Below are 25,259 nucleotides of genomic sequence, written 5' to 3'. Positions count from 1 at the left end.
AAATAATGACACGTTTACAAGATGATTTTTACGAATACGTCAATGGTGAATGGGCAAAAACAGCCGTCATTCCAGATGATAAGCCGAGAACTGGTGGTTTTTCAGACCTGGCGGATGATATTGAAAAACTCATGATTGACACGACAAACGCATGGTTGGCGGGAGAAAATGTCCCAGAAGATAGCGTTTTGCAAAACTTTGTAGCCTTCCACAAGCAAGTGGCTGACTATGAAACCCGTGACCGTTTGGGAGCAGAGCCTGCCCAGGCTTTGATTGCAGAGTACAAGGCACTCAACTCTTTCGAAGAATTTACCAGCAAATTGGCGGAATACGAGTTGGCAGGTAAGCCAAACCTGATGCCATTTGGCGTAGCACCTGACTTTATGGATGCGACCACCAATGTCCTCTGGGCAGATTCTCTAGGCATTATCCTGCCAGATACAACTTACTATGAGGAAGGGCATGAAAAAGGAGCAGAATTGCTCAAAATCTGGCGTGAAAGCCAAGAAGCCCTCCTACCTAAGTTTGGTTTCAGCGATGAGGAAATCAAGGACCTCTTGGATAAACGTTTGGAACTAGATGCCACGATTGCCAAGTATGTTCTGTCAAATGAAGAAGGTTCTGAGTACGCCAAACTCTATCATCCGTACGAGTGGGCAGATTTTACTGCCTTGGCACCAGAATTGCCTTTGGATGATTTCTTCACAGCGATTTTAGGTCAAACGCCAGACAAGATTATCGTGCCTGAGGAACGTTTCTGGCAGGCTGCCAAGGACATTTACAGTACGGATAATTGGGAGCTTTTGAAGGCGACCTTGATTTTGAAAGCAGCTGGCGCCTATACAGCCTTCCTGTCGGATGAAATCCGTATTCTAGCAGGAGCCTACAGCCGTGCCCTTTCTGGTACGCCGCAGGCTCAAAACCAAGAAAAAGCAGCCTACAATCTAGCTCAAGGCTACTTTAACCAGGCCCTCGGTCTTTGGTATGCTGGGGAGAAATTCTCACCAGAGGCTAAGGCGGATGTGGAAGCAAAGGTTGCCAAGATGATTGAGGTCTACAAATCTCGTTTGGAAACGGCTGACTGGTTGGCTCAGGAAACGCGTGACAAGGCCATTGTCAAACTCAATGTTATCAAGCCTTACATAGGCTATCCAGAAGCCTTGCCAGAGCGTTATTACAAGAAGCTTGTTGACCCAGGCAAGTCCTTGGTGGAAAATGCTATCGAACTAAACAAGATTGACATTGCTCATGGTTGGAGCAAGTGGAACAAGCCTGTGGACATGAAGGAATGGGGCATGCCAGCTCACATGGTCAATGCCTACTACAACCCACAGAAGAACTTGATTGTCTTCCCGGCGGCGATTTTGCAGGCGCCTTTCTACTCGCTGGAGCAGTCTTCATCAGCTAACTACGGCGGTATCGGTGCGGTTATTGCCCACGAGATTTCCCATGCCTTTGACTCAAACGGTGCTTCCTTCGATGAGCATGGTAGCCTTAATAACTGGTGGACAGAGGAAGACTATGCAGCTTTTGAAGCTCGTACCCAGCAGGTTATCGACCAGTTTGAAGGTCAGGATTCTTACGGTGCCAAAATCAATGGTAAGTTGACTGTGTCAGAAAACATTGCCGATCTTGGTGGGATTGCTGCAGCCTTAGAAGCAGCCAAGTCAGAAGATGACTTCTCCGCAGAAGAGTTCTTCACCAACTTTGCTCGCATCTGGCGAATGAAGGCCCGTCCTGAGTTCATGCAGATGTTGGCTAGTGTGGATGTTCATGCACCAGGTCACCTACGCACCAACATCCAGCTACCAAACTTCGACGAATTCCATGAAACCTTTGGCGTTCAAGAAGGCGACGGCATGTGGCGAGCAAAAGAAGACCGTGTGATTATTTGGTAAAACAGACAAAGAAGCTGGGCATAAAGTCCAGCTTCGCTTCTTAGAGTTCGTGTCAACATCTCAGCGCAGTGGTTGATTGGCAGATTTGTTCGTGTTTCACACTCCAAATCTGACCTAATCAACTGTGCGGGGGTGGGAAGACGAACTCTTTTTTTGACTAGTCGAGTTCTTTCCCACTCCCTTTTTCTTGTGGGAAATAGCACTCTCTAGTCGGCATTGTTACAGAATATAAATTATGGTACAATAACAAAAAATGTTTTTCGGAGGAGATATGAAAACAGGAAAGAAGGTTTCAACCAGCTGGGCCTTTCGTGGTCGGATCGTCTGGCTTTTCACTAAATACCAACTGCTGAGTAAGGGACTATTGGCTCTAGTTATTTATCCCTTGTATTCCTTTGCCATTGATACTTTTTTAGCTTTATCAGGGCGGACAGGGATTTCCAGTGGGGACTATGTGTCCTTTCTCTTGAGCTTCCAAGGGCTTGGCTTTCTTTTGGCGACCTTGGTCATGATGGTGATTTTGATTGGTTTAGATGTCAACACCTTTATCTTGACCAGTGCTCTTGTAAAGGAAGAAAAGATTGAAATGACCGCCCGGCACATGCTCTGGCTGGGCTTGACCTCGCTTAAGTCGCTCTTTAGTCCAGCAGGTCTCTTGCTCATGGTTTATGTATCCTTGATTTTCCCGCTCTTGGGACTGGGTGTCACTATTGGCCCTATGCGGCAGTTCCAGATTCCCAACTTTATCACTTCGGTGATTTATGCCAACCCTCTTTATCTATCGCTTTATATAGGGGTTCTCCTGCTATTGACCTATCTGAGCTATCGACTGATGTTCACCTTCCACTATGTTCTCATTGGTGGGAAAGCGATTGGTTCAGCTATTCGCTCCTCTCTTGACCTGACAAAGAAATACGGTCGAGCGCTCATCAAGCGACTTGTCGGGATTTTTGTGAAAAATGGCCTTGTCTACTTTTTACCTCTCTTTGTTGCCTTGGTAGCCCTGCTTGCCTATGTTTTGGCCAGTCAGGCAGAGCAGACAAATCAAAGTCGTTTGTATCTCTTGTTTATCCTCCTTGTAGTCGTGGATATTGTCAGCTTTCTGACCTTCCTCTTTCCGCCGATGATGCTTTATCGAGTGACGGATGCCTTCTATGATTACGAAGCGGCTGAAGGACGGTCTCCTGCAGTCACTCTTTCGACCAAGGCCAGTAAGTGGCGGGAGGACATCTTGCCGACCATTCGTCTGCGTACCAAGTTTTTGGTGACCGGATTGATTCTCTTTATCTTGGCAGGAAATTTTGGCTTTGCTTACTTGTTGGTGCAGCATTTTGACACGATTTTCCGTGTAAATCGTGAGATTGCCTTGGTCGCTCACCGTGGTGGTGGTGACTTAGGTGCTGAAAATACGATTGCAGGTATTTTAGCAGCTGCGGAGGAAGGGGTGGCTTGGTCTGAGATTGATATTCAACGGACCAAAGACGGTCACTACGTCCTCAACCATGACGGTGATTTCCAGCGTGTTGCTGGGGACAGCCGCAGTTCCAGTGAGATGACCCTGGCTGAAATCCAGGACTTGCAGGTTGCGGATGCTTTTGACAGTAGCCGTCCAGCCCAGCCTGTTCCCACGATTGAGGAGGTTATCGAAGCAAGTAAAGGCAAAATTGGCCTCTTTATCGAACTGAAGGGGAAAACAGCAGACAAGCAAATGGTGGATGACATTGTTGCCATGGTCAAGGCCTATGGTGTTGAAGAGGAAGTGGCTCTGCTGTCTTTGGACTACAAGCTGATTGCCTACATCGAAGAAACCTATCCTGAGATGGTATCTGGCTATCTCTATTACTTCTCTATCGGTCAGACAGAAGACCTGCAGGGCGATTATCTGATTATGGAAGAGGCAGAAGCTAGTCCAGAAAAGGTTGCTGACCTAAAAGCCCAAGGCAAGAAAGTCATCGTCTGGACAGTCAATACGGAAGAATCCATCCAACGCTTTGTCAATTCGGAAGTTGACGGTATTATCACCGACTATGTTCTTGATGTCAAGGCTGGCATCAAGGCGCGTGATGAACGGACGGACTTTGAAGTCATTGTGGATTCGGTTCTGGGTGAATAATACTCAATAAACATGAAAAAGCTATTTTTAGCAGGGTTTACAATCCTGCTTTTTTCTTTCCTGATTTCATGATATAATGGTAAAGATAATTTATTGACATGGAGAAATGACATGAGCTTCTACAATCACAAGGAAATCGAGCCCAAATGGCAGGAATTTTGGGCGAAAAATCATACTTTTAAGACGGGAACAGATGCAGAAAAGCCAAACTTTTATGCCCTAGACATGTTCCCGTATCCGTCTGGTGCAGGCTTGCACGTTGGTCACCCTGAGGGCTATACGGCGACGGACATTCTCAGCCGTTACAAGCGTGCCCAAGGCTACAACGTTCTTCACCCAATGGGTTGGGATGCCTTCGGTCTGCCAGCGGAGCAGTACGCTATGGACACGGGAAATGACCCGGCTGACTTTACAGCGGAAAATATCGCCAATTTCAAACGTCAGATTAACGCCCTTGGCTTTTCTTACGACTGGGACCGCGAGGTTAATACGACTGACCCTAACTACTACAAGTGGACTCAGTGGATTTTCACTAAGTTGTATGAAAAAGGCCTAGCCTATGAGGCAGAAGTGCCTGTTAACTGGGTAGAGGAATTGGGAACTGCTATCGCCAACGAAGAGGTCCTTCCTGACGGAACGTCTGAACGTGGTGGCTACCCAGTTGTTCGCAAGCCAATGCGTCAATGGATGTTGAAAATCACTGCCTATGCAGAGCGTCTGCTTAACGACCTAGAAGAAGTTGATTGGCCAGAGTCTATCAAGGACATGCAACGCAACTGGATCGGCAAGTCAACAGGTGCCAATGTGATTTTCAAAATTAAGGACACAGACAAGGACTTCACAGTCTTTACTACCCGTCCTGATACCCTTTTCGGTGCGACCTACGCAGTTCTTGCTCCTGAGCATGACTTGGTAGATAGTATCACATCAGCAGAACAAGCAGAAGCTGTGGCAGAGTACAAACGCCAAGCCTCTCTCAAATCAGACCTTGCCCGTACAGACCTTGCCAAAGACAAGACAGGTGTTTGGACTGGTGCTTATGCCATCAACCCTGTCAACGGTAAAGAAATTCCAATCTGGATTGCCGACTATGTACTGGCAAGCTACGGAACAGGTGCTATCATGGCTGTTCCTGCCCACGACGAGCGTGACTGGGAATTTGCCAAGCAGTTTAACTTGGACATCATTCCAGTTCTGGAAGGTGGCAATGTAGAAGAAGCTCCTTATACAGAGGACGGTGCCCACATCAATTCAGACTTCCTAGATGGTCTTAACAAGGAAGAAGCCATTGCCCAAATGGTGGCTTGGTTGGAAGAAAATGGTGTTGGTCAGGAGAAAATTTCTTACCGTCTCCGTGACTGGCTCTTCAGCCGCCAGCGTTATTGGGGTGAGCCAATTCCAATCATCCACTGGGAAGACGGTACTTCCACAGCTGTCCCAGAAAATGAGTTACCTCTGGTATTGCCAAAAACCTCAGACATCAAGCCTTCAGGTACAGGCGAGTCACCTCTTGCTAACTTGACAGACTGGTTGGAAGTGGTGCGTGAAGACGGCGTCAAAGGTCGCCGTGAGACCAACACTATGCCACAATGGGCGGGTTCTAGCTGGTACTACCTCCGCTATATTGACCCGCACAATGATGAGAAATTGGCAGACGAAGAGCTTCTCAAAGCTTGGTTGCCAGTGGATATCTACATCGGTGGTGCCGAGCACGCAGTCCTTCACTTGCTTTATGCTCGCTTCTGGCATAAGTTCCTCTACGACCTCGGTGTTGTGCCGACTAAAGAGCCTTTCCAAAAACTCTTTAACCAAGGGATGATTTTGGGAACTAGCTACCGCGACAGCCGTGGTGCCCTTGTAGCGACAGATAAAGTTGAAAAACGTGATGGTTCTTTCTTCAACATCGAAACTGGTGAGGAGTTGGAGCAGGCACCTGCTAAGATGTCTAAATCTCTTAAGAACGTGGTTAACCCAGATGATGTGGTCGAGCAATTCGGTGCGGACACCCTCCGTGTTTACGAGATGTTCATGGGCCCACTTGATGCTTCTATCGCTTGGTCAGAAGAAGGCCTTGAAGGTAGCCGTAAGTTCCTTGACCGCGTTTACCGCTTGATTGCAACGAAGGAAATTTCTTCGGACAATAGCGGAGCGCTTGATAAAGTTTACAATGAAACTGTGAAGACGGTGACAGAGCATATTGAAGACCTGAAATTCAACACGGCTATCGCCCAGCTCATGATTTTTGTCAACGCAGCCAACAAGGAAGACAAGCTTTATGTTGACTACGCCAAAGGCTTTGTCCAATTGATTGCCCCATTTGCACCACACTTGGCAGAAGAACTCTGGCAGGGTCTGGCAGCAACAGGCCAGTCAATCAGCTATGTCGCATGGCCAACATATGACGAAAGCAAGCTGGTAGAAAGCGAAGTGGAAATCGTTGTCCAAATCAAAGGCAAAGTAAAAGCCCGCTTGACTGTAGCTAAAGACCTAGCACCAGCAGAGCTTGAAAAAGTAGCTCTGGCAGACGAAAAAGTCCAAGCTGAAATCGCTGGTCAAACAGTGGTGAAGGTGATTAGTGTTCCGAATAAGTTGGTGAACATCGTTACCAAGTAAGGAACTCCCTACAGGATAGGTTATGAAAAAACATTCAACTAATTATTATAATGCCTTTCTTGCTGTGGCGGAGGATTGTCCAGCAGAGATAGGTCAAGAACCTCCTTTGAAGGAGCCGAAATCAGCTGTTCGTATCCAATATGACCGCCTCAAAGACAGCCTCTATCAATATACTTCCGACCAAGTGATTTACGAGTCCAATGGAGCTCGCAGGGGTATCTCTGAGGAAGAATTTTTCTCCAAAGGTCAAGCTTGCATGCGTAGCTCGGCTCTCAGCAAGCGATATGGCTGGGGTATTCACTTTGACAGTGAAGGGAAACTAGCTCTCTATCCCAGAGAGTCTCAGGAATACCAAGCTTTCGAGAAGGATGAAACCTTGAAGCAGATTCGAGGGATGCGTTCGAGCCGAAAGAGTAGTTAGTGAGATTAGTAAGGTAGGCGATTGTGGCTAACTGGATGAAGAGCATTACGAAATAATGCATATAAGAAAACGACTTCCGTGTTGGAGGTCGTTTTTGCTTGTCTTGAGGGGAATTTCCTTTATATTACGGAAAAAGACAGGAAGTGTACGCGTTTACAAAAGGTAGAAACAGGAATATAATAAGAATATATGAACAAAGAAGGGAGAACAGGTCGTGAAATCAATCAAATTAGTCACACTCGGTGGCGGCTCGAGCTATACTCCTGAGCTAGTTGAAGGGATGATTTTGCGGCATCAGCAACTACCTATTCGGGAATGGTGGTTTGTAGATGTTGAAGCCGGGGCTGAGAAGCAGAAGATAGTTGTTGATTTGGCACGTCGAATGGTCAGAAAGGCTGGATTAGACTGGAAAATAGAGGAGACACTGGATCGAAGGGCTGCTTTGAAGAGAGCAGACTTTGTGACATCTCAGTTCCGAGTTGGTCAGTTACAGGCACGCTATATCGATGAGACAATTCCTTTTAGTCATGGTCTACTTGGACAGGAAACCAATGGGGCAGGTGGCATCTTTAAGGCATTTCGGACTATAGAGGTCTACAAGGATATCGTTGCAGATATGAAGGAGCTATGTCCAGATGCTTGGTTAATCAATTTTACCAATCCTGCGGGTATGGTGACAGAAGCAATTATCAATGAACTGCAGTGGAACAGGGTGATTGGCTTATGTAATATTCCGATTGGTCAGAAAAAAACGGCAGCTCAGCTTTTGAATCTTCCTGAGGCGTCCATTCAAACCAATCATGTTGGATTAAACCATTTCCATTTTCATGAAGTTTGGGATCAGACTGGCCAGAATCGTACTGGTGAAGTCATGGAAGCCTTGTATGGTGAATCAGGAGAGAATCGGGAGGTTGTAAAAAATATTACTAATTTAGATTTTTCATTGCCCTTCTTGCAGTCGATTGGTTTGTTGCCCTGCGATTACCACCGTTACTACTTTTTAGAAAAAGAGATGTTGGCAGATGCCTTAGACCAGTATCGTCAAGGGAAGGTGCGGGCTCAGGTTGTTCAAGAGGTCGAAGAAGAGTTGTTTGAGCTCTACAGGGATTCAAATTTGGACCATAAGCCTAAGCAACTGGAGCAACGTGGTGGTGCTTATTACAGCGATGTTGCCTGTCAACTCATTTGTGCTATATACAACGACAGCAAGGAAATTATGACGGTTTCGACGGTGAATAGGGGAGTGATTCCGTATTTACCAGAGGACTGCGTAGTCGAAGTCTCGTCTGTCATTACTGCCCAGGGTGCGCTTCCTTTGGTATGTCCCAAAACACCGATGGTGGTCAGGGGATACTTGCAGCAAATGAAGCAAATGGAGTTGGCGACTGTTGGGGCTGCAATGACAGGAGACTATGCTTTGGCTTTACAGGCTTTTGCTCTCAATCCTTTGATTCCGAATGGAGAATTGGCAGAGCGTGTCTTACAAGAATTACTAGTGGCACATGAGGCGTACTTGCCACAATTTAAGAGTGTCATCGATCAGATAAAGAAGAAAGGAATTGGCTATGACAGAGGATAAGGTGGTTTATCATTTTCCAGAAGGTTTTTTGTGGGGGACTTCTACATCGGGTCCGCAGAGTGAGGGAACTGAGCTGGGCGATGGAAAAGGACAGAATAATTGGGACTACTGGTACAGCATTGAGCCAGAACGTTTCCATGGGGAAATAGGTCCAGAGAGGACATCCACTTTCTATAAGAATTTCAAAAAGGATATCGAGTTATTGGTCGAAACTGGACATACAGTATTTAGGACTTCGATTCAGTGGTCACGGTTATTGCCCAAAGGCATTGGTGAGGTCAATCAGGAGGCTGTGACTTTTTATCGTTCTGTATTTTCTTTGATAAAAGAAAAAGGGATTCAGCTGTTTGTTAATCTCTATCATTTTGATCTTCCCTATGCTTTACAGGAGCAAGGGGGCTGGGAGAACAAGGATATTGTTTGGGCATATGAAGCCTATGCTCGTACTTGTTTTGAATTGTTTGACGACCTAGTAGATCGTTGGATTACCTTTAATGAGCCGATTGTTCCAGTTGAGTGTGGTTATCTAGGGGATTATCATTATCCTTGTAAGGTAGATGCCAAGGCGGCGGTTGCTGTTGCCTACCATACTCAGTTGGCGAGTTCCTTGGCAGTAAAAGCCTGTCATGAAGTAAATCCGGAGAAGAAAATTGCAATTGTCCTGAATCTGACACCGGCCTATCCTCGAAGTGAGCATCCTGATGATGTCAAGGCAGCTAAAATAGCTGAGCTCTTCCAAACCAAGAGCTTCTTAGATCCTTCTGTATTGGGAGAATATCCGAGGGACTTGGTTGACTTGATTGAGGAATACGGATTGAGTCCTGAAACCAGCGAGGAAGAGCTGGCGATTATTAGGGAAAATCGGGTAGATTTTTTAGGTGTCAACTATTACCAACCCCTTCGTGTACAGGCACCGACAAAGGTCTGGAAAGAGGGAGAGGTTTTGACTCCAGAGCACTTCTTCGCCCCTTACGATATGCCAGGGAAAAAAATCAATCCGCATCGAGGTTGGGAAATCTATGAAAAAGGAATCTACGATATCGCAATCAATATCAGGGACCAATACAACAATATTGAGTGGTTAGTCACTGAAAATGGTATGGGAGTAGAGGGTGAAGTGGCTTTCCGGCAAGATGAGGTCATTCAGGATGATTATCGGATTGAATTTATTGAAGATCACTTGATAGAGTTACATCGGGCTATTGAGGAAGGGGCTAACTGCAAGGGTTATATGTTGTGGACCTTTATTGATTGTTGGTCTTGGCTCAATGCCTACAAAAATCGTTATGGGCTGGTCGAATTGGATTTGGAGACTCAGGAGCGTAGGATTAAAAAATCAGGTCGTTGGTTTAAGGCACTGAGTGATGCCAATGGATTCAGTCGTTAGGAGGAGTAATGGTTCAATTTGGTTTTTCAATCTATCCAGAAAACTATTCATTGGAAGAGTCTAAGGCCTATATAGACTTGCTGGGGCGTTATGGAGCACGGCGAATGTTTATGAGTCTCTTGCAACTTGGGGGAGATACCCAAGAAGCCTTGCAACTCTATCGGGACTTGATTGCCTATGCTCGTCAGTTGGGGATAGTCGTGATTGCAGATCTTAGCCCGAGTTTTATAGAGGCACAGGGCTGGCAGAAATCACTCATTGAAGAAGCCCATGGTTTAGGGCTGACAGGGATTCGTCTGGACGAGGCCCTGCCTTTGGAGGAGATTGTCAGCTTGACACAGAATCTTTATGGGCTCAAGATTGAACTAAATCTGAGTACCGATAAGGTCTTACTGACGAAACTGCTAGCTAGTGAGGCAAATAGGGATAATATTGTTGCCTGTCATAATTTCTATCCTCACGCCTATACAGGACTATCAGAGGAGCATTTTTTAGAAATGTCTTCTTTCTATCACCAAGAAGGCATACAGACGGCAGCTTTTGTGACTGCCCAGTCTGCAACGGAAGGGCCGTGGCCTTTATCAGAAGGCCTGCCTACCTTGGAGGAGCATCGCAACCAGACCTTACCTCTTCAGATTGCCTGGCTCAAGGCGACAGGTTTGATTGATTGTATCCTCATTTCCAATCAGTTCATCTCGGAGGAGGAGCTACAGTCTATTCAATCTATCTTGGAAGAAGAGGACGTTTGTTTACCTGTAGAACTTACTGGTCAAGTGACAGCTGTGGAGCGGGAAATCATTGAGTTTGATCATGTTTATCGTGGGGATATTTCAGCCTACCTTCTTCGGTCTACTATGCCCCGTATTGTCTACAAGGATGCTGCTATTCCGGCACGTACAGATAGGGAAATACTTGTGCAGCGAGGGGATGTCTTGATTGACAATGACCTATATGGTCGTTACAAGGGAGAGTTACAAATAGCTTTGAGGGAGTTTACAGTTAGTTCAAAAGTGAATCGGGTTGGACGAATTTGCCCTGACTATCTGCCCTTGCTCGTTTTTATCAAGCCTTGGCAAGCCTTTCGATTGCGAATCGTTGCGTCCGATTCCTTTCATTAACAATACGGAAAAAAAGAGAACCCTTGTAGCCTGAGGATATGCTACAATAGAAATATAAAGTATGTTTTTATCAACAGACTCCAGCTTACTAGTCTTGTTATATTTCGTATAAATCTTGCGGAGAGGAGGGAGTATGCTATCTAAAAAAGAAGTTCGTCTGGCAGATTATTTACTGACAAAACAAGGGGACTTTGTATCTAGTGCAGAACTGGCAAAGGCTTTGGGTGTCAGTGATCGAACAGCAAGAAAGTATATCCAGCAACTCTCTCTTTCGCTAGAGGCTAGCGGTGCTTCTATTTTGTCCAAACAAAGTAAGGGTTACTGTTTGCTGGTGGAGAGACCGGTTGAATTTGAAATGTTTTGGCAAGAACAGCTACGGTTGAAAAAGCAGGTGACGGACTTACGGCAACTGGAGGAAGCGACGGACCGACAACGGTATGTTTTAAGTAAGTTATTATTTGAAAATCCAATTCAGTCCATGGATCGTTTGCAACGAGAGCTGTTTATCGGAAAAACAACCCTACATTCTATTATCGCGGATATTCGCAAGTTATTTATTTCCTACCAATTAGAGTTGTTGTTCACACGGAGAGGTGTAGAATTAAGCGGGGAGGAGCCTGCTATTCGGCACTTCATTATGGATTACTTTTTTGGACAAGGGAATGGTCAGTCTCTTTATGGTTTGGTGGAAAATCAGCTCCTGCCAGACATTCGGTTTACGGACCTGATGTTGATTGTCTTGGATGAGTGTCGTGATGCCAAACTTCGCCTGTCTGATTTTGTTATGCAAAACCTGGTTCTTCATATCGCTCTGCTCTTGCAACGAATGAAGAGAGGAGCTAGTTTAGAGCGATTTCCAATATCTGATCAGATTCAATCTTCCAAGGAGTATCAGGTTGCTGGACGAATCATCGAACGAATTGAAACAGAGTTTCAAGTGGCGATTCCTGTAGAAGAAGCCAACTATATCGCCGTACACCTGAAGGTAAAGCTGACAGGAAATCCCAGTCAGATTTCAGACTTGGAGGACGGTTTGGAGGAAGAAGTTGAAACTTGTTTACAGACTCTCTCTCAGTTGACTGGTCTGGATTTGTTAAAAGATCGACAGCTTTTCAAGGGGATTGTCGCTCATTTGCTTCCCTTACGGACGCGGTTGGAGCACCAGATTCAGTTGGCTAATCCCTTGGTGGCTGATATCCAGAGGGATTATATAGAAGTATTTGAGCTGACCAAGCAAGCTTTTGCTTCTATGCCCACCTTGTTGGCCTATAGTATTTCGGATGACGAATGGGCCTACCTGACCCTGCATGTATTGGCTGCGATTGAACGGTATGAGGGTCGGAAAAAGTTGCGGGTATTGGTCGTCTGTGCGACTGGAATTGGAAGCGCTTTAATGTTGCGAAATCGTTTGGAAAAGGAATTTGCAACAAGCCTGGAAATAGCAGATGTTGTGAGTTACTACGAGGTAACGGAAGAAGGTTTAAGAGATGTAGACCTGATTATTTCTTCAATTAGCCTGTCCAATCTAATTTTCCTGACACCTGTTATCACCGTCAGTGTATTTCTGTCGGAGCAGGATATCGAGGCAATTCGTTCCTATCTCCAACAAGTGACACCTGTCCGAGTTGAGCAGAACGAGGCTTTACCTATGGAGGAAGAGCAGGCGAGACAGATTGCAGAGGCTGTATTTTCACCTTTGAGAATAGTCTCTTTGGAAAAAAAGATAAGTCGAGATAAGGCCATGTTGCAACTGATAGCGTGCTTGGATGAAGCCAAGGAATCAGGCTTTGTGGAACAATTTAGGGAACAGGTAAATGTGAGAGAGTCCTATAGTTCGGTCGTTTTTGGAGAACTATTGGCCTTTCCGCATCCAGCTATTCCCCTGACTTTCTCTGAGCAGATTGTGGTCGGAGTTTGTAAGGAAGCAGTTGAATGGGAAGAGGGGAAGAAGGTGCAGTTTGTCTTTCTTCTGTCCCCGTCAAAAGGGCGGAATCCGCATCTGAAGTATATTTCTCCTTGTCTGGTTGAATTTGTCCAAGACAGGTCTTTGCAAGAAAGGCTAGTTCAAAATCCTAGCTATCAGGAATTAGTCGATATATTTATTCCCTTGATTCAAAAACAGGGGTAGGAGGAGTTTTTTTATGAAACAAATTATGTTAGTGTGCAATGCTGGTATGTCTACTAGTATGTTGGTGACCAAGATGCAGAAAGCCGCAGAAGAAAAGGGGATAGAGGCAACGATTTGGGCAGTCCCTGTGTCAGAAGCTGATAGTGAAGTTAGTCAAAAGGAGATTGATGTCCTTTTGCTAGGTCCACAGGTTAAATTTTTGCTAAATGACTACAAGGCTAAGTTCGAGCCTGCGATCAAGGTTGATGCAATCAATATGATGGATTATGGAGTGATGAACGGTGCCAAGGTGCTTGATGCTGCATTGGCACTAATGGAGGACTAGTATGAACTCTCCGGAATACTTAGAAGCGATTATGGGGCTTATTATGTATGGGGGAGAGGCAAAGGGCTATGCTGTTCAGGCAATTCAAGCGGCCAAGCAGGAGGATTTCCAGACGGCAGAGCACTTGCTTCAAGAAGCAAACACCTCCCTAAATATTGCCCATAAGTCACAAACAGGTCTACTAGCCCAAGAGGCTGGTGGGCAAACGGTAGACGTGTCCTTGCTAATGGTGCATGGACAGGACCACTTGATGAATGCCTTGACATTTATTGATATGGCCAAGGAAGTAGTGGAGCTCTATAAGCGTTTAGCTGAACAAAAGAATTGTGGCTAGGCTACCTTGTTGGATAGCAGAGATAGGAGGACAGGTATGAAAATCAAAAAAATAGGACAGGTTCCAATTGAACAATTGTTTGCTGCGATTGGTCGGTCCTTGAAAGAGGATTATCAGCAAAATACTGGACGTCCTCTTCTTGATCAAGATATCCAGGAAGGTTTGACCTATGTAAAAACATTTGGAGACAAAGGAGAGCATAGTGTCAAGGTGCGTGTAGAGGAATTTCTTGCCCCCTATCGTTATGCTGTTTGCTTTCATTCCAATCGAGGAAAAGAGCATATCTGCTATGATTTGCACGCTTTGGGGGACAATCAAACAGAGATTGAATACTCTTATGAAATGGAAGCAGCAGACTTATTTATGAGAGGTAACTACTTTTTAATGGAGAAAGTCTTCTCTAAGAGTTTGAAACGGCAGACAGATGCTCAATTAGAAGCACTGATTCGGTATTCTAAAGAAGGTGCTTCGACATCGTGATTTTGTTTATACAACAATAAAAAAATAGAAAAGGAGACAGATTATGTCAAATATTTCTGAAAAATTTATGGAAATATCAGGAAAAATCGGCTCGCAACGTCATTTGATTGCCATTCGTGATTCCTTTATTTCCATGATGCCGATTACCATGGCAGGTACGGTGGCCGTTCTTTTGAATGTCTTTCTGAGGGACATTCCTAACAATATGGGTTGGACAGGTTTTGCAGAAGCTATGCAGCCAATTATTAACATTAACGGCTATGTTTATTTTGGAACCATTGGAATCATGGCGCTTGTCTTTGCCTTTGCCTTTGGTTACAACTTGTCTTTGATGTACAAGGTCAATCCACTTGCAGGCGGCTTGATTTCCTTTGCATCCTTCATTTCAACCATTCCTCAAAGTCTCACTATTTCAACTGCTTTAGAAGGTGTGGATAAATCGGTTATCACTGCTTTAGAAGAAATAGGCTTGACCATTGTTAGCACAGACGGTGTTTCTATATTGGAAACCAGTGAATGGGGAGCGATTGCGCTGAAATATGGTGGAGCAACAGGTCTCTTCACAGCCATGTTTATTGGATTCTTGGCAACCTTTGTTTATGCGAGTTTGGTGAAACGGAACATTATTATCAAATTGCCAGATTCGGTTCCACCCGCAGTTAACAAGGCTTTTGCAGCAATCATCCCGGGTACGGCAGCAATTTATGCATCTTCTATTGTAGCCTATCTTGTATTCTCAGTAACTGGTCAGTCCTTGAGTGATGTGGTATCAACCTATATTCAGATGCCGTTGCTTGGGCTTTCTCAAGGGATTGGTTCGGTAGTATTGTTAACCTTCCTCGTCCAGCTCTTCTGGTTCTTTGGTCTACATGGTCACAATGTCTTGGCACCAATCATGGATGGGATTTACGGCATTGCTCTAAATGAAAATACAGCGGTTTACGAGGCAACTAGAAGTGTTGCAGACCTCCCTTGGCTCTGGACGCGTGGTTCTTTTGATGCCTATGCTCAGATGGGAGGCTCAGGTGTAACCCTCGCTCTGATTATTGCAATTTTCCTCTTCTCCAAACGGGAAGAATACAAGATGGTTGCCAAATTGTCAGCTCCGATGGGAGTCTTTAATATCAACGAGCCGATTACCTTCGGTATTCCGATGGTCTTGAATCCACTCTTTGTTATTCCGTGGCTCATTGTGCCACCAGTTTGTGCAGCGATTGCATATTTGGCAACAGCAGCAGGCTTGATACCTCCAGTCTTTCTAGCTGTTCCATGGATTACCCCACCAGGTCTCTACGCTTATCTAGCAACAGGTGGTAACATTATGGCGGCCCTAGTTTCGCTCTTCAACCTCTTTGTTGCCTTCTTGATTTGGACCCCGTTTGTCATTGCAGCCAACAAGGTTAAGGCTGGTGAGGAGTAATGTTTTCTAAAAATAAATCTCCGTTTTTGCTAGCACTAGGCTGCTTTCTGATTGCTATCAGTCCATTATATGGAAATAAATATTTCAATATTATTTCTGGTCTGGTTTTAATATTAATCAGTGTTCTCAGAAGTAGGAAAAAGTAGGATATTACAAGAAAACGACTTCCGTGTTGGAGGTCGTTTTTGGCTGTCTATAGATACTTCTTCTCGCTCAACCAAGCGTGAATAACAGAGAGGGTTTTGTCTTGGAATTTACCGGACTCGTACATGTGGTCTGCCCCTGTTAGAGAAACCAGAACGGAGTCCTTGTAGTTTTTAGCTGTTTTTCTAGCAATGGCAGAAACGGTCATCTTGTCTTCACTTCCTGTGATGACTAGAACAGGTCCTGTAATCTTGCTGAAATCGACATAACCTGCTCTGCTTTTATCAAAGAAAGGAAAGGCCATCTGGGTATAGACCTTGCCAGACTCAGGTACCAAGGTCTTGAAAATATCTTCTTTGAGGGCAGGGTCCTGAACGTTTAAGCAGTAGCGGAAGAACTCATCCTTGTAAGGTGGCATTGGCTTTTTCCAAAATCCCCAGCGTAAGAAATGGCGGATGAAGCAACGAATCATGGTAGGGTAGAAAGCGAAGATATCTGCTGTCGGAGCGGGGCCCATGAGAATCATGCCAGCCACCTGTGTGCGTTCAGCGACCATTTGAGCGAGTAAACAGCCCAGAGAATGCCCCAAGAGTAAAGGTGGCTCTTCCAAACTTTCAACCAAGGTTACCAAGTCATCGGCATAGTCTGTCAGACTAACCGCACCGACCTTTTCCATAACCTCATCATAGGGCAAGTTGTGGTAGCGTAGGCTAGGTGTATGAACCCGCATGCCCATTTTTTCTAGCTTACTAGCGAAATCTCCCCATACCGAACCGTCACACCAGGTTCCGTGAATTAACACAATATCTTTCATAAACAAACTCCTGACATTTATTTCTATTATAGCATGCTGAAAGTCAAATGTTAACTACCTGCAAAACAGCTGTCATACTTGTTACATTTCTTTAAGTCTTGTGCAAGAAAAGTTGGTTAGGATAGATACAGAAGTAATTTGAAAGGATTTGAATAGGTATGAATAAACACAAACTTCACAAAACAATGAAAGTTGCCCTTGCTACTGTCATGTTGGGAGGAATGCTAGCTTTGGGGCAAGAAGCTGTTATGGCGGACACAGAATTGACAGATAGTCCTAGTCTATCCGTCCTAACGGTTCAGGTGGAGCAGGAGGAGCGGTTGAAACAAGAAGCAGAGGCTAAAGCTGCAGCTGAAAAGGCTGCGGCAGAAAAAGCAGCTGCGGAAGCCGCAGCCCAAGCAGCTCTTGCTACGAATATGGTATCAGAGGTTGCTGTAGAATACACAGCCAATACCTATCCTGCTGGTCAATGTACATGGGGTGCAAAAGAAATGGCGCCTTGGGTTGGCAACTATTGGGGAAATGGTGGCGACTGGGCAGCCAGTGCAGCAGCCCTTGGTTATGAAGTAGGAACCACTCCTAAGGTTGGCGCAATCGCTGTCTGGACAGACGGTGGCTATGGTCACGTTGCCTATGTTACCGATGTAGCGGCCGATGGCACTATTCAAGTAATGGAATCAAACTATGGCGGAGCCTACTACCCAAGCAATGTACGTGGCTTCTTTGATCCAACAACCACTAGCGAAGGAACTGTAAGCTATATTTACCCTCCAGCTGGGGTCTAGGGATAGGCCTTATTTCGCTCCGAGGAATGCTTGGACGAATAAGTTGGCAGGACAAACTGAAAAATGCAAAGGTCTAGAAATAGACCTTTTTTCACCACCATTCTTTCGTTATAAATTTTTTATATCCTTGATAGAAAATATATATTGGATGATAAGTTTTTTTCATGGTATGATGGTACAAATTGAAAAAGAAAGAGTGTAATTACCATGAAAAAACTAGCTTTATTTGCAACAATAGCCCTAGCAGCCTTTGCCTTGGCAGCCTGCAGCTCATCAACATCAACTAGCTCATCCAGCAGCACAGACCAAACTCTCTTGGCACAAATCAAGGAAGAAGGTGTCATTCAAATCGGTACAGAAGGTGCCTACGCTCCTTACTCTTACCATGACGAGAGCGGAAAATTGGTCGGTTATGATGTAGAAGTAGCCGAAGCCGTTGCTGAGAAATTGGGCGTTAAGGTAGAATTTGTTGAAACCAAGTGGGATTCCATGATTGCTGGTTTGGATGCAGCACGTTTTGATACTATTGCCAACCAGGTTGGTGTGACAGACGAGCGCAAAGAAAAATACGATTTCTCAACACCATATACCTACATTTATGGAGCCTTGGTAGCTCATAAGGATAATACAGAGATTACAGGTTTTGCTGACTTGGCAGGTAAAAAATCTGCTAACAGTTTGACTAGTAACTGGGCAGATTTGGCGCGTGAAAACGGTGCGGAAGTTGTCGGTGTAGATGGATTTTCACAAGCGGTTGAATTGTTGAATACAAACCGTGTGGATGTGACCATCAATGACAACTTGGTTTACTTGGATTACCTCAAGCAACACGCAGATGCACCGATTAAGGTTGTGACCTTGACAGACGATGTTTCCACAACAGCCTTCCCAGTGGTTAAAGGAAATGAAGACCTAGTAAAAGAAATTGATGCAGCCTTGGCTGAATTGGCAAGCGAAGGTAAACTAGCTGAAATTTCAAATAAATACTTTGGCGAAGACGTATCGAAAGCCAAGTAAGCAGGAGAAAGTATGACAGATAGAGTATGGCAATTAGTGATTGACTCATTTTCGCAGATACTTGTTCCAGGATTGTTGGTGACCATTCCACTGACAATCCTGTCTTTTGCCTTTGGCTTATTGTTGGCAATTGGAACCGCCTTGGTACAGGTAGCCAATCTTCCAGTACTCAAACAACTGGCTCGTTTTTACATTTGGATTATCCGTGGAACCCCTCTCTTGGTTCAGCTCTATGTCATTTTTTATGGTCTACCAAGCTTGGGCCTAGTCATTGATGCCTTTCCATCGGCAGTCTTAGTGTTTTCTATTAACACAGGTGCCTATGCTGCGGAAACTATTCGGGCTTCTATCGAGTCCGTGCCTAAGGGGCAGTTGGAGGCTGGTTATTCTGTCGGGATGAGTTTTGCCCAGACCATGCGCCGTATTATTCTTCCCCAAGCCTTTCGAGTGGCCTTTCCACCTTTGTCCAATACTTTAATTGGTTTGGTCAAGGACACGTCACTAGCAGCCAACATTACAGTCTTGGAGATGTTTATGGCAACTCAGCAGATTGCGGCTAGAACCTACGAGCCTTTTATTCTTTACTGTGAAGTTGCCCTTATCTACCTACTCTTTTCAACCATTTTGACCAAACTGCAAGCCTTTGGTGAGAAGAAGCTGGCGGTTTATTAGGAGGTTCAGATGATTCAAGCAAGTGGAATAGAACTGGCCTTTCATGGTCAGCAGGTTTTAAAGGGGATTGATGTTCAGGTCAATCCTGGAGAGGTGGTTGTCATCTTGGGTCCATCTGGCTCAGGTAAAACGACCCTACTTCGTTCCTTGAACTTTTTGGAAAAAGCTGACGCGGGTCACTTGGTTTTCGGTGAGGACAGCTATGACTTGGCTAAGATTAGCCACAAGGAAATTGCTGCCATTCGCAAACGAACAGCCTTTGTTTTTCAAAACTACAATCTCTTTGCCAACAAGACTGCCCTGCAAAACGTGACGGAAGGTCTGATTGTGGCTCGGAAAGTAGCTAAGCAGGAGGCTGAAATAATTGGTAAGGCAGCCTTGGACAAGGTTGGCTTGTCGGACAAATATGATTTTTACCCAAGCCAGCTTTCAGGAGGTCAGCAGCAACGGGTTGGCATCGCTAGAGCCATTGCGACCAACCCAGAGGTTATTTACTTTGATGAACCAACCTCTGCTCTCGATCCCGAGTTAATCGGTGAGGTTCTGGCTGTCATGATGCAGCTGGCTAAGGAAGGCATGACCATGGTAGTAGTAACGCATGAAATGGGCTTTGCGCGTGCAGTGGCTGATCGGGTCATTTTTATGGATGGGGGGCAGATTATTGAAGAAGGCCGACCAGAAGATATTTTTGACCATCCAAAAGAAGAACGAACCAAGCAATTCTTGGCTCGCATTCAGAAAGAAGATATATAGAATGAAAACACTGGCTTTGCTGGTGTTTTTAAGTTCCTATATAATTCCTCTTTTTCTAGGAACTAATTCGATTTCTAAGCTAGAAAGACACATAAGTGACAAATAGTCCAAGAGTGAACACAAGCCTGTGTTTTATTTGGTCTTTTTGTTTGCGCTTTCAAGATTTATAATAAAACCATAAAAATCATTTCAAAAGGAGAATGAAAAATGGATTTTCTTCAAACCCCATTAAACTGGTTCTCGCAAAACATCTTGCAGAATCCAGCTTTCTTCGTAGGTCTTTTGGTATTGGTGGGCTATGCCCTCTTAAAGAAAAAGCCTCATGATGTCTTTGCAGGGTTTATCAAAGCAACGGTCGGCTACATGATCTTGAACGTAGCAGCTGGTGGCTTGGTAACAACCTTCCGTCCAATCTTGGCAGCCTTGAACCACAAGTTCCAAATTGATGCGGCAGTTATCGACCCTTACTTCGGTCTTGCAGCAGCAAACGGAAAAATCGCTGAAGAGTTTCCTGATTTCGTATCAGCAGCAACAACAGCCCTCTTGATCGGTTTCGGTGTCAACATCCTCTTGGTTGCACTTCGTAAGGTTACAAAAGTACGTACTCTGTTCATCACTGGACATATCATGGTACAACAAGCAGCAACAATCTCATTGATGGTGCTCTTCCTTATCCCAGGACTTCGTAACCAATTCGGTACAGCAGCTATCGGTATCATCTGTGGTATCTACTGGGCAGTCAGCTCAAATATGACTGTTGAAGCAACTCAACGCTTGACAGGCGGTGGTGGATTTGCCATCGGTCACCAACAACAATTTGCAATCTGGTTTGTAGATAAGATTGCTCCAAAACTTGGTAAAAAAGAAGAAAACTTGGACAACTTGAAGTTGCCTAGCTTCCTCAACATCTTCCACGATACAGTTGTTGCATCTGCAACCTTGATGTTGGTCTTCTTCGGTGTCATCTTGTTTATCTTGGGGCCAGAAATCATGGCAAACCCAGAAGTAATCACTTCAGGCACTCCATACAACCCAGCTAAACAAGCATTCTTCATGTACGTTGTACAAACAGCCTTCACTTTCTCAGTATATCTCTTCATCTTGATGCAGGGTGTACGTATGTTCGTAGCAGAATTGACAAATGCCTTCCAAGGTATCTCAAGCAAATTGCTTCCAGGCTCATTCCCAGCGGTGGACGTTGCAGCTTCTTACGGCTTCGGTTCATCTAACGCAGTTCTTTCAGGTTTTGCCTTCGGTTTGGTTGGTCAATTGATCACTATCGTTCTCTTGATTGTCTTCAAGAGCCCAATCCTTATCATCACTGGTTTCGTACCTGTATTCTTCGATAACGCAGCTATCGCAGTTTACGCTGACAAACGTGGTGGTTGGAAAGCAGCAGCAATCCTTTCCTTCCTCTCAGGTGTCCTTCAAGTAGCCCTTGGTGCAGTCTGCGTCGGCTTGCTTGAATTGAGCGGTGGTTACCACGGAAACATTGACTTCGAAATCCCATGGTTGCCATTCGGCTATGCCTTCAAATACCTTGGTATTGCTGGTTATGTTCTTGTCTGCCTCTTCTTGTTGGCTATCCCACAACTTCAATTTGCAAAAGCAAAAGATAAGGAAGCTTACTATCGCGGTGAGGCGCAAGCGGACTAACATCGTCATCCAGTTTATCTTTTATTACTTCGACGAAAGAGGAAACTCCGTTTCTGGATTTCCCACTTCAAACAATCTACAGATTATTTGAACTCGCTTTGCCGTACTCGGCAGGGGGGACTTGCTCCGCAAGTGTTATTTCCAACCTTATACAGCCATTAGACTGTATAAGCAGCCTGCATCTCGTTGCCTCGTACTAAAAGCAAACTGAAAGACGATAACTCTTCGTAAATCAACAGAACAAAACTTCGTTTATTACTTGGTTCATTAACAAAAACAACAAAATATATTTTATAAAAAACAAGGAGAAAATAAGATGGTTAAAGTATTAACAGCTTGTGGTAACGGCATGGGTTCATCCATGGTTATTAAGATGAAGGTTGAAAATGCTCTTCGTCAACTCGGTGTAACAGATTTCCAATCTGCTTCTTGCTCAGTAGGTGAAGCAAAAGGTTTGGCAGCAGGCTATGACATCGTCGTTGCTTCAAATCACTTGATTGCTGAATTGGAAGGTCGTACAAATGGTCATTTGGTTGGTCTTGACAACCTCATGGACGATAACGAAATCAAGACAAAACTTAGTCAAGTATTGTAATGGAAAAAGGGGGCGGGATTTCTTCCCATCCCCTTTCACATAGAAAGGAGAATATCATGAATTTACAAAAAGCATTTATTGAAAACAATTCTATCCGCTTGGGTTTGACAGCTGAAACTTGGCAGGAAGCTGTTCACTTGGCAGTTGAACCTTTGATTGAAAGCGGTGCCGCAACAGAAGAATACTACGATGCCATCATCGCTTCAACAGAAGAATATGGCCCTTACTATGTGCTCATGCCAGGTATGGCTATGCCTCATGCCCAGGCTGGTGTCGGTGTTTTGAAAGATTCCTTTGCTTTGATTACTCTGACAAAACCAGTAGCCTTTTCAGATGGTAAAGAGGTTTCTGTCCTATTGACCTTGGCTGCGACAGATCCAAAAATCCATACTTCAGTAGCCATTCCGCAAATCATCGCCCTCTTCGAATTGGAAAATTCAATCGAGCGTTTGATTGCCTGCAAAACTCCAGAAGAAGTATTGGCAATGGTTGAAGAGTCTAAAAACAGCCCTTACTTAGAAGGTTTAGACTTGGAAAGCTAATTTGGCGGTTAGAAATTGATATAGACAAAAATGAAAGGAATTGAAGGGGAATAGGAAGCTTTATCGGCCGTCTATTCACTCTTGGTAATAGTATTATGACAAAACATATCCCAAATTTACAGGTTGCCCTTGACCATTCAGACTTGCAAGGAGCAATTAAGGCTGCTGTGTCTGTTGGTCATGAAGTTGACGTGATTGAAGCAGGTACGGTTTGCTTGCTCCAAGTTGGTAGCGAATTGGTGGAAGTTCTTCGTAACCTCTTCCCAGACAAAATCATCGTTGCAGATACCAAGTGTGCGGATGCGGGTGGTACTGTAGCTAAAAATAATGCCGTTCGCGGTGCAGACTGGATGACTTGTATCTGTTCTGCGACCATTCCAACCATGGAAGCGGCTTTGAAGGCTATCAAGGAAGTGCGTGGCGACAAGGGTGAAATCCAAATCGAGCTTTACGGTGACTGGACTTATGAACAGGCTCAACTTTGGTTGGACGCAGGCATTTCCCAAGCGATTTACCACCAATCTCGTGACGCCCTCCTTGCTGGCGAAACTTGGGGCGAAAAAGACCTCAATAAAGTGAAAAAATTGGTTGAAATGGGCTTCCGTGTTTCTGTAACAGGTGGTCTTGATGTGGATACCCTCAAACTCTTCGAGGGTGTAGATGTCTTCACCTTTATCGCAGGTCGCGGTATTACAGAAGCAGCAGATCCAGCAGCTGCGGCGCGTGAATTCAAAGACGAAATCCGTCGTATCTGGGGGTAAGGCCTATGGCACGACCAATCGGAATATATGAAAAGGCAACGCCCAAGCACTTTACATGGAAAGAGCGTTTGGAGTTTGCCAAAGAATTAGGTTTCGACTTTGTGGAGATGTCGGTGGATGAGAGCGATGCTCGCTTGGCTCGTTTGGAATGGACCAAGGAAGAGCGTTTGGATTTGGTCAAGGCCATCTATGAAACAGGTGTCCGTATTCCGACCATTTGCTTCTCTGGTCACCGTCGTTATCCGCTTGGTTCCAATGATCCTGTTCTTGAAGCTAAGTCGCTAGAAACCATGAAACAGTGTATCGAACTAGCTCAGGACCTGGGTGTCCGTGTCATCCAGCTGGCTGGCTACGACGTTTACTATGAAGAAAAGTCGCCTGAAACTAGAGAACGTTTCATCAAGAATCTCCGCAAAGCTTGCGACTGGGCAGAACAGGCTCAGGTCATGTTGGCTATCGAGATTATGGATGATCCATTTATCAACTCCATTGAAAAATATCTAGCAGTTGAGAAGGAAATCGACTCACCATATCTCTTTGTTTATCCAGATACTGGAAACGTGTCTGCTTGGCACAATGACATTTATAGCGAATTTTACTTAGGTCATCGCTCTATTGCAGCCCTTCACCTCAAAGATACCTATGCTGTAACCGAGAACTCCAAAGGTCAATTCCGCGATGTACCATTCGGTCAGGGCTGTGTGGACTGGGAAAATATGTTTGCAGTCTTGAAAAAGACCAACTACCAAGGTCCATTCTTGATTGAAATGTGGTCAGAGAATTGTGAAACGGTTGAGGAAACACGTGCAGCCATTAAAGAAGCACAGGCTTTCCTCTATCCATTGATTGAGAAAGCGGGGTTGAACTAATGCCAAAAGATTTACAGGAAATGCGCCAACGGGTCTATGAAGCCAACATCGCCCTACCTGCTCACGGACTTGTGAAGTTTACCTGGGGAAATGTATCAGAAGTCTGCCGTGAACTTGGTCGCATTGTTATCAAGCCTTCTGGTGTGGATTATGAAAAATTGTCACCAGAAAACATGGTGGTGACTGACTTGGATGGAAATGTGGTAGAAGGTGATCTCAATCCTTCTTCTGACTTGGCGACCCACGTTGCCCTCTACAAGGCTTGGCCAAATGTACACGCTGTTGTGCATACACATTCGACAGAGGCAGTTGGTTGGGCTCAGGCTGGTCGTGACATTCCATTTTATGGAACAACGCACGCAGACTATTTCTACGGTCCAGTACCGTGCGCTCGTTCCTTAACGGCTGAAGAGGTGAATACTGCCTATGAAAAGGAAACAGGCTCAGTCATTATTGAGGAATTTGAGCGCCGTGGAATCGATCCAGTTGCTGTACCAGGAATTGTTGTCCGCAATCACGGTCCGTTCACTTGGGGCAAGGATCCTGCCCAGGCAGTTTACCACAGTGTTGTCCTAGAAGAAGTGGCTCGGATGAACCGATACACCGAACAAATCAATCCACGGGTGGAACCAGCACCAAGCTATATCATGGACAAGCACTATCTCCGTAAGCACGGTCCAAATGCCTACTACGGACAAAAAGGTGATGAACACTAAGCTTTGTTTCTAGCCAAAAACGATTAGAAGAATGAGAGGGAGTGGGAAAGAACTTGACCGATCATAGAAGAGTTCGTCAACAAGCCCTAATTTTAAGTTGTTGAGCTAAAACGGTCTAT

The 25,259-nt window shown here is 45.0% G+C and carries 23 protein-coding genes; 22 read left to right on the top strand and 1 reads right to left on the bottom strand.

The features are described from left to right. Window positions 1–5: 5 nt before the first annotated feature. From PW220_RS09765 to PW220_RS09710, 12 genes are all read left to right on the top strand, one after another. Window positions 6–1,898, top strand: coding sequence for a M13 family metallopeptidase (locus PW220_RS09765; protein ID WP_248055747.1), 1,893 nt, complete (start codon window positions 6–8; stop codon window positions 1,896–1,898). 271 nt (window positions 1,899–2,169) lie between these two features. After that, entirely contained in the window at window positions 2,170–4,011 is a 1,842-nt protein-coding gene (locus PW220_RS09760; RefSeq protein ID WP_248055745.1) for a glycerophosphodiester phosphodiesterase family protein, read from the top strand. A gap of 111 nt (window positions 4,012–4,122) precedes the next feature. After that, complete coding sequence (leuS, locus tag PW220_RS09755; RefSeq protein ID WP_248055743.1) at window positions 4,123–6,624, top strand: leucine--tRNA ligase; 2,502 nt, start codon at window positions 4,123–4,125, stop codon at window positions 6,622–6,624. 22 nt (window positions 6,625–6,646) lie between these two features. Next, on the top strand, window positions 6,647–7,045 hold the full coding sequence (locus tag PW220_RS09750) for a DUF6157 family protein (protein WP_248055741.1): 399 nt from the start codon (window positions 6,647–6,649) through the stop codon (window positions 7,043–7,045). Between the two features lie 214 nt (window positions 7,046–7,259). Continuing rightward, window positions 7,260–8,624 (top strand): 6-phospho-beta-glucosidase, encoded by a 1,365-nt coding sequence (locus PW220_RS09745; RefSeq protein ID WP_248055739.1) that lies wholly within the window; start codon window positions 7,260–7,262, stop codon window positions 8,622–8,624. After that, window positions 8,611–10,011 (top strand): glycoside hydrolase family 1 protein, encoded by a 1,401-nt coding sequence (locus PW220_RS09740; protein ID WP_248055736.1) that lies wholly within the window; start codon window positions 8,611–8,613, stop codon window positions 10,009–10,011. Before PW220_RS09745 ends, PW220_RS09740 begins: the two co-directional genes overlap by 14 nt. An 8-nt stretch (window positions 10,012–10,019) precedes the next feature. Then, complete coding sequence (locus PW220_RS09735) at window positions 10,020–11,129, top strand: DUF871 domain-containing protein (RefSeq protein WP_248055734.1); 1,110 nt, start codon at window positions 10,020–10,022, stop codon at window positions 11,127–11,129. Window positions 11,130–11,262: 133 nt separating this feature from the next. Beyond that, entirely contained in the window at window positions 11,263–13,257 is a 1,995-nt protein-coding gene (locus PW220_RS09730; RefSeq protein WP_248055733.1) for a BglG family transcription antiterminator, read from the top strand. A 13-nt stretch (window positions 13,258–13,270) separates the two neighbouring features. Beyond that, complete coding sequence (locus PW220_RS09725) at window positions 13,271–13,582, top strand: PTS sugar transporter subunit IIB (protein WP_002939849.1); 312 nt, start codon at window positions 13,271–13,273, stop codon at window positions 13,580–13,582. A 1-nt stretch (window position 13,583) separates the two neighbouring features. Continuing rightward, the gene (locus PW220_RS09720; RefSeq protein WP_099778135.1) at window positions 13,584–13,916 is read left to right on the top strand and encodes a PTS sugar transporter subunit IIA; all 333 of its coding nucleotides are present in this window, start codon (window positions 13,584–13,586) and stop codon (window positions 13,914–13,916) included. Window positions 13,917–13,952: 36 nt separating this feature from the next. Further along, a complete protein-coding gene (locus PW220_RS09715) occupies window positions 13,953–14,396 on the top strand; it encodes a DUF3284 domain-containing protein (protein ID WP_044689396.1) in 444 nt (147 codons plus the stop codon). A gap of 43 nt (window positions 14,397–14,439) precedes the next feature. Beyond that, complete coding sequence (locus tag PW220_RS09710; protein WP_105118628.1) at window positions 14,440–15,816, top strand: PTS sugar transporter subunit IIC; 1,377 nt, start codon at window positions 14,440–14,442, stop codon at window positions 15,814–15,816. 193 nt (window positions 15,817–16,009) lie between these two features. On the opposite strand, the gene PW220_RS09705 is transcribed toward PW220_RS09710, so the two are convergent. After that, on the bottom strand, window positions 16,010–16,774 hold the full coding sequence (locus PW220_RS09705; RefSeq protein WP_248055731.1) for an alpha/beta fold hydrolase: 765 nt from the start codon (window positions 16,772–16,774) through the stop codon (window positions 16,010–16,012). Window positions 16,775–16,959: 185 nt separating this feature from the next. On the opposite strand from PW220_RS09705, the gene PW220_RS09700 reads away from it, so the two are divergent. The 10 genes from PW220_RS09700 to PW220_RS09655 all read left to right on the top strand — a co-directional run bounded on the left by PW220_RS09700 (window position 16,960) and on the right by PW220_RS09655 (window position 25,140). Continuing rightward, window positions 16,960–17,559 carry a CHAP domain-containing protein gene (locus tag PW220_RS09700; protein ID WP_398582940.1) on the top strand — a complete coding sequence of 200 codons (600 nt, stop codon included), beginning with the start codon at window positions 16,960–16,962 and terminating at the stop codon, window positions 17,557–17,559. Window positions 17,560–17,766: 207 nt separating this feature from the next. Further along, a complete protein-coding gene (locus PW220_RS09695) occupies window positions 17,767–18,576 on the top strand; it encodes an amino acid ABC transporter substrate-binding protein (RefSeq protein ID WP_248055727.1) in 810 nt (269 codons plus the stop codon). A gap of 12 nt (window positions 18,577–18,588) precedes the next feature. Further along, window positions 18,589–19,248, top strand: coding sequence for an amino acid ABC transporter permease (locus PW220_RS09690; protein WP_105118624.1), 660 nt, complete (start codon window positions 18,589–18,591; stop codon window positions 19,246–19,248). 9 nt (window positions 19,249–19,257) lie between these two features. Next, on the top strand, window positions 19,258–20,001 hold the full coding sequence (locus tag PW220_RS09685; protein ID WP_248055718.1) for an amino acid ABC transporter ATP-binding protein: 744 nt from the start codon (window positions 19,258–19,260) through the stop codon (window positions 19,999–20,001). 207 nt (window positions 20,002–20,208) lie between these two features. Further along, entirely contained in the window at window positions 20,209–21,657 is a 1,449-nt protein-coding gene (locus tag PW220_RS09680; protein ID WP_248055716.1) for a PTS sugar transporter subunit IIC, read from the top strand. 316 nt (window positions 21,658–21,973) lie between these two features. After that, entirely contained in the window at window positions 21,974–22,252 is a 279-nt protein-coding gene (locus PW220_RS09675) for a PTS sugar transporter subunit IIB (RefSeq protein WP_029179495.1), read from the top strand. A gap of 56 nt (window positions 22,253–22,308) precedes the next feature. After that, window positions 22,309–22,794 (top strand): PTS sugar transporter subunit IIA, encoded by a 486-nt coding sequence (locus tag PW220_RS09670; RefSeq protein WP_044773537.1) that lies wholly within the window; start codon window positions 22,309–22,311, stop codon window positions 22,792–22,794. A gap of 95 nt (window positions 22,795–22,889) precedes the next feature. Continuing rightward, window positions 22,890–23,555: a 3-keto-L-gulonate-6-phosphate decarboxylase UlaD gene (locus PW220_RS09665; RefSeq protein ID WP_029179493.1), complete on the top strand. Its 666-nt coding sequence runs from the start codon at window positions 22,890–22,892 to the stop codon at window positions 23,553–23,555. A gap of 5 nt (window positions 23,556–23,560) precedes the next feature. After that, window positions 23,561–24,424, top strand: a complete 864-nt coding sequence (locus PW220_RS09660) for an L-ribulose-5-phosphate 3-epimerase (protein WP_105118621.1) — start codon at window positions 23,561–23,563, stop codon at window positions 24,422–24,424. Then, on the top strand, window positions 24,424–25,140 hold the full coding sequence (locus tag PW220_RS09655) for an L-ribulose-5-phosphate 4-epimerase (protein ID WP_024386066.1): 717 nt from the start codon (window positions 24,424–24,426) through the stop codon (window positions 25,138–25,140). Before PW220_RS09660 ends, PW220_RS09655 begins: the two co-directional genes overlap by 1 nt. Window positions 25,141–25,259 lie beyond the last annotated feature (119 nt).

Source organism: Streptococcus sp. 29892 (assembly GCF_032594935.1).
Taxonomy (GTDB): Bacteria; Bacillota; Bacilli; order Lactobacillales; family Streptococcaceae; genus Streptococcus; species Streptococcus hyiners.
Note: the sequence above shows the minus strand (reverse complement) of the source record. Positions and strands in the feature narration are given on the sequence as shown.

Bases quoted from the DNA above. Each gene is read 5' to 3' on its own strand.
- PW220_RS09765 (WP_248055747.1), top strand. From the start codon at position 6: ATGACACGTTTACAAGATGATTTTTACGAATACGTCAATGGTGAATGG.
- PW220_RS09760 (WP_248055745.1), top strand. From the start codon at position 2,170: ATGAAAACAGGAAAGAAGGTTTCAACCAGCTGGGCCTTTCGTGGTCGG.
- leuS (WP_248055743.1), top strand. From the start codon at position 4,123: ATGAGCTTCTACAATCACAAGGAAATCGAGCCCAAATGGCAGGAATTT.
- PW220_RS09750 (WP_248055741.1), top strand. From the start codon at position 6,647: ATGAAAAAACATTCAACTAATTATTATAATGCCTTTCTTGCTGTGGCG.
- PW220_RS09740 (WP_248055736.1), top strand. From the start codon at position 8,611: ATGACAGAGGATAAGGTGGTTTATCATTTTCCAGAAGGTTTTTTGTGG.
- PW220_RS09735 (WP_248055734.1), top strand. From the start codon at position 10,020: ATGGTTCAATTTGGTTTTTCAATCTATCCAGAAAACTATTCATTGGAA.
- PW220_RS09730 (WP_248055733.1), top strand. From the start codon at position 11,263: ATGCTATCTAAAAAAGAAGTTCGTCTGGCAGATTATTTACTGACAAAA.
- PW220_RS09725 (WP_002939849.1), top strand. From the start codon at position 13,271: ATGAAACAAATTATGTTAGTGTGCAATGCTGGTATGTCTACTAGTATG.
- PW220_RS09720 (WP_099778135.1), top strand. From the start codon at position 13,584: ATGAACTCTCCGGAATACTTAGAAGCGATTATGGGGCTTATTATGTAT.
- PW220_RS09715 (WP_044689396.1), top strand. From the start codon at position 13,953: ATGAAAATCAAAAAAATAGGACAGGTTCCAATTGAACAATTGTTTGCT.
- PW220_RS09710 (WP_105118628.1), top strand. From the start codon at position 14,440: ATGTCAAATATTTCTGAAAAATTTATGGAAATATCAGGAAAAATCGGC.
- PW220_RS09705 (WP_248055731.1), bottom strand. From the start codon at position 16,774: ATGAAAGATATTGTGTTAATTCACGGAACCTGGTGTGACGGTTCGGTA.
- PW220_RS09700 (WP_398582940.1), top strand. From the start codon at position 16,960: ATGAAAGTTGCCCTTGCTACTGTCATGTTGGGAGGAATGCTAGCTTTG.
- PW220_RS09695 (WP_248055727.1), top strand. From the start codon at position 17,767: ATGAAAAAACTAGCTTTATTTGCAACAATAGCCCTAGCAGCCTTTGCC.
- PW220_RS09690 (WP_105118624.1), top strand. From the start codon at position 18,589: ATGACAGATAGAGTATGGCAATTAGTGATTGACTCATTTTCGCAGATA.
- PW220_RS09685 (WP_248055718.1), top strand. From the start codon at position 19,258: ATGATTCAAGCAAGTGGAATAGAACTGGCCTTTCATGGTCAGCAGGTT.
- PW220_RS09680 (WP_248055716.1), top strand. From the start codon at position 20,209: ATGGATTTTCTTCAAACCCCATTAAACTGGTTCTCGCAAAACATCTTG.
- PW220_RS09675 (WP_029179495.1), top strand. From the start codon at position 21,974: ATGGTTAAAGTATTAACAGCTTGTGGTAACGGCATGGGTTCATCCATG.
- PW220_RS09670 (WP_044773537.1), top strand. From the start codon at position 22,309: ATGAATTTACAAAAAGCATTTATTGAAAACAATTCTATCCGCTTGGGT.
- PW220_RS09665 (WP_029179493.1), top strand. From the start codon at position 22,890: ATGACAAAACATATCCCAAATTTACAGGTTGCCCTTGACCATTCAGAC.
- PW220_RS09660 (WP_105118621.1), top strand. From the start codon at position 23,561: ATGGCACGACCAATCGGAATATATGAAAAGGCAACGCCCAAGCACTTT.
- PW220_RS09655 (WP_024386066.1), top strand. From the start codon at position 24,424: ATGCCAAAAGATTTACAGGAAATGCGCCAACGGGTCTATGAAGCCAAC.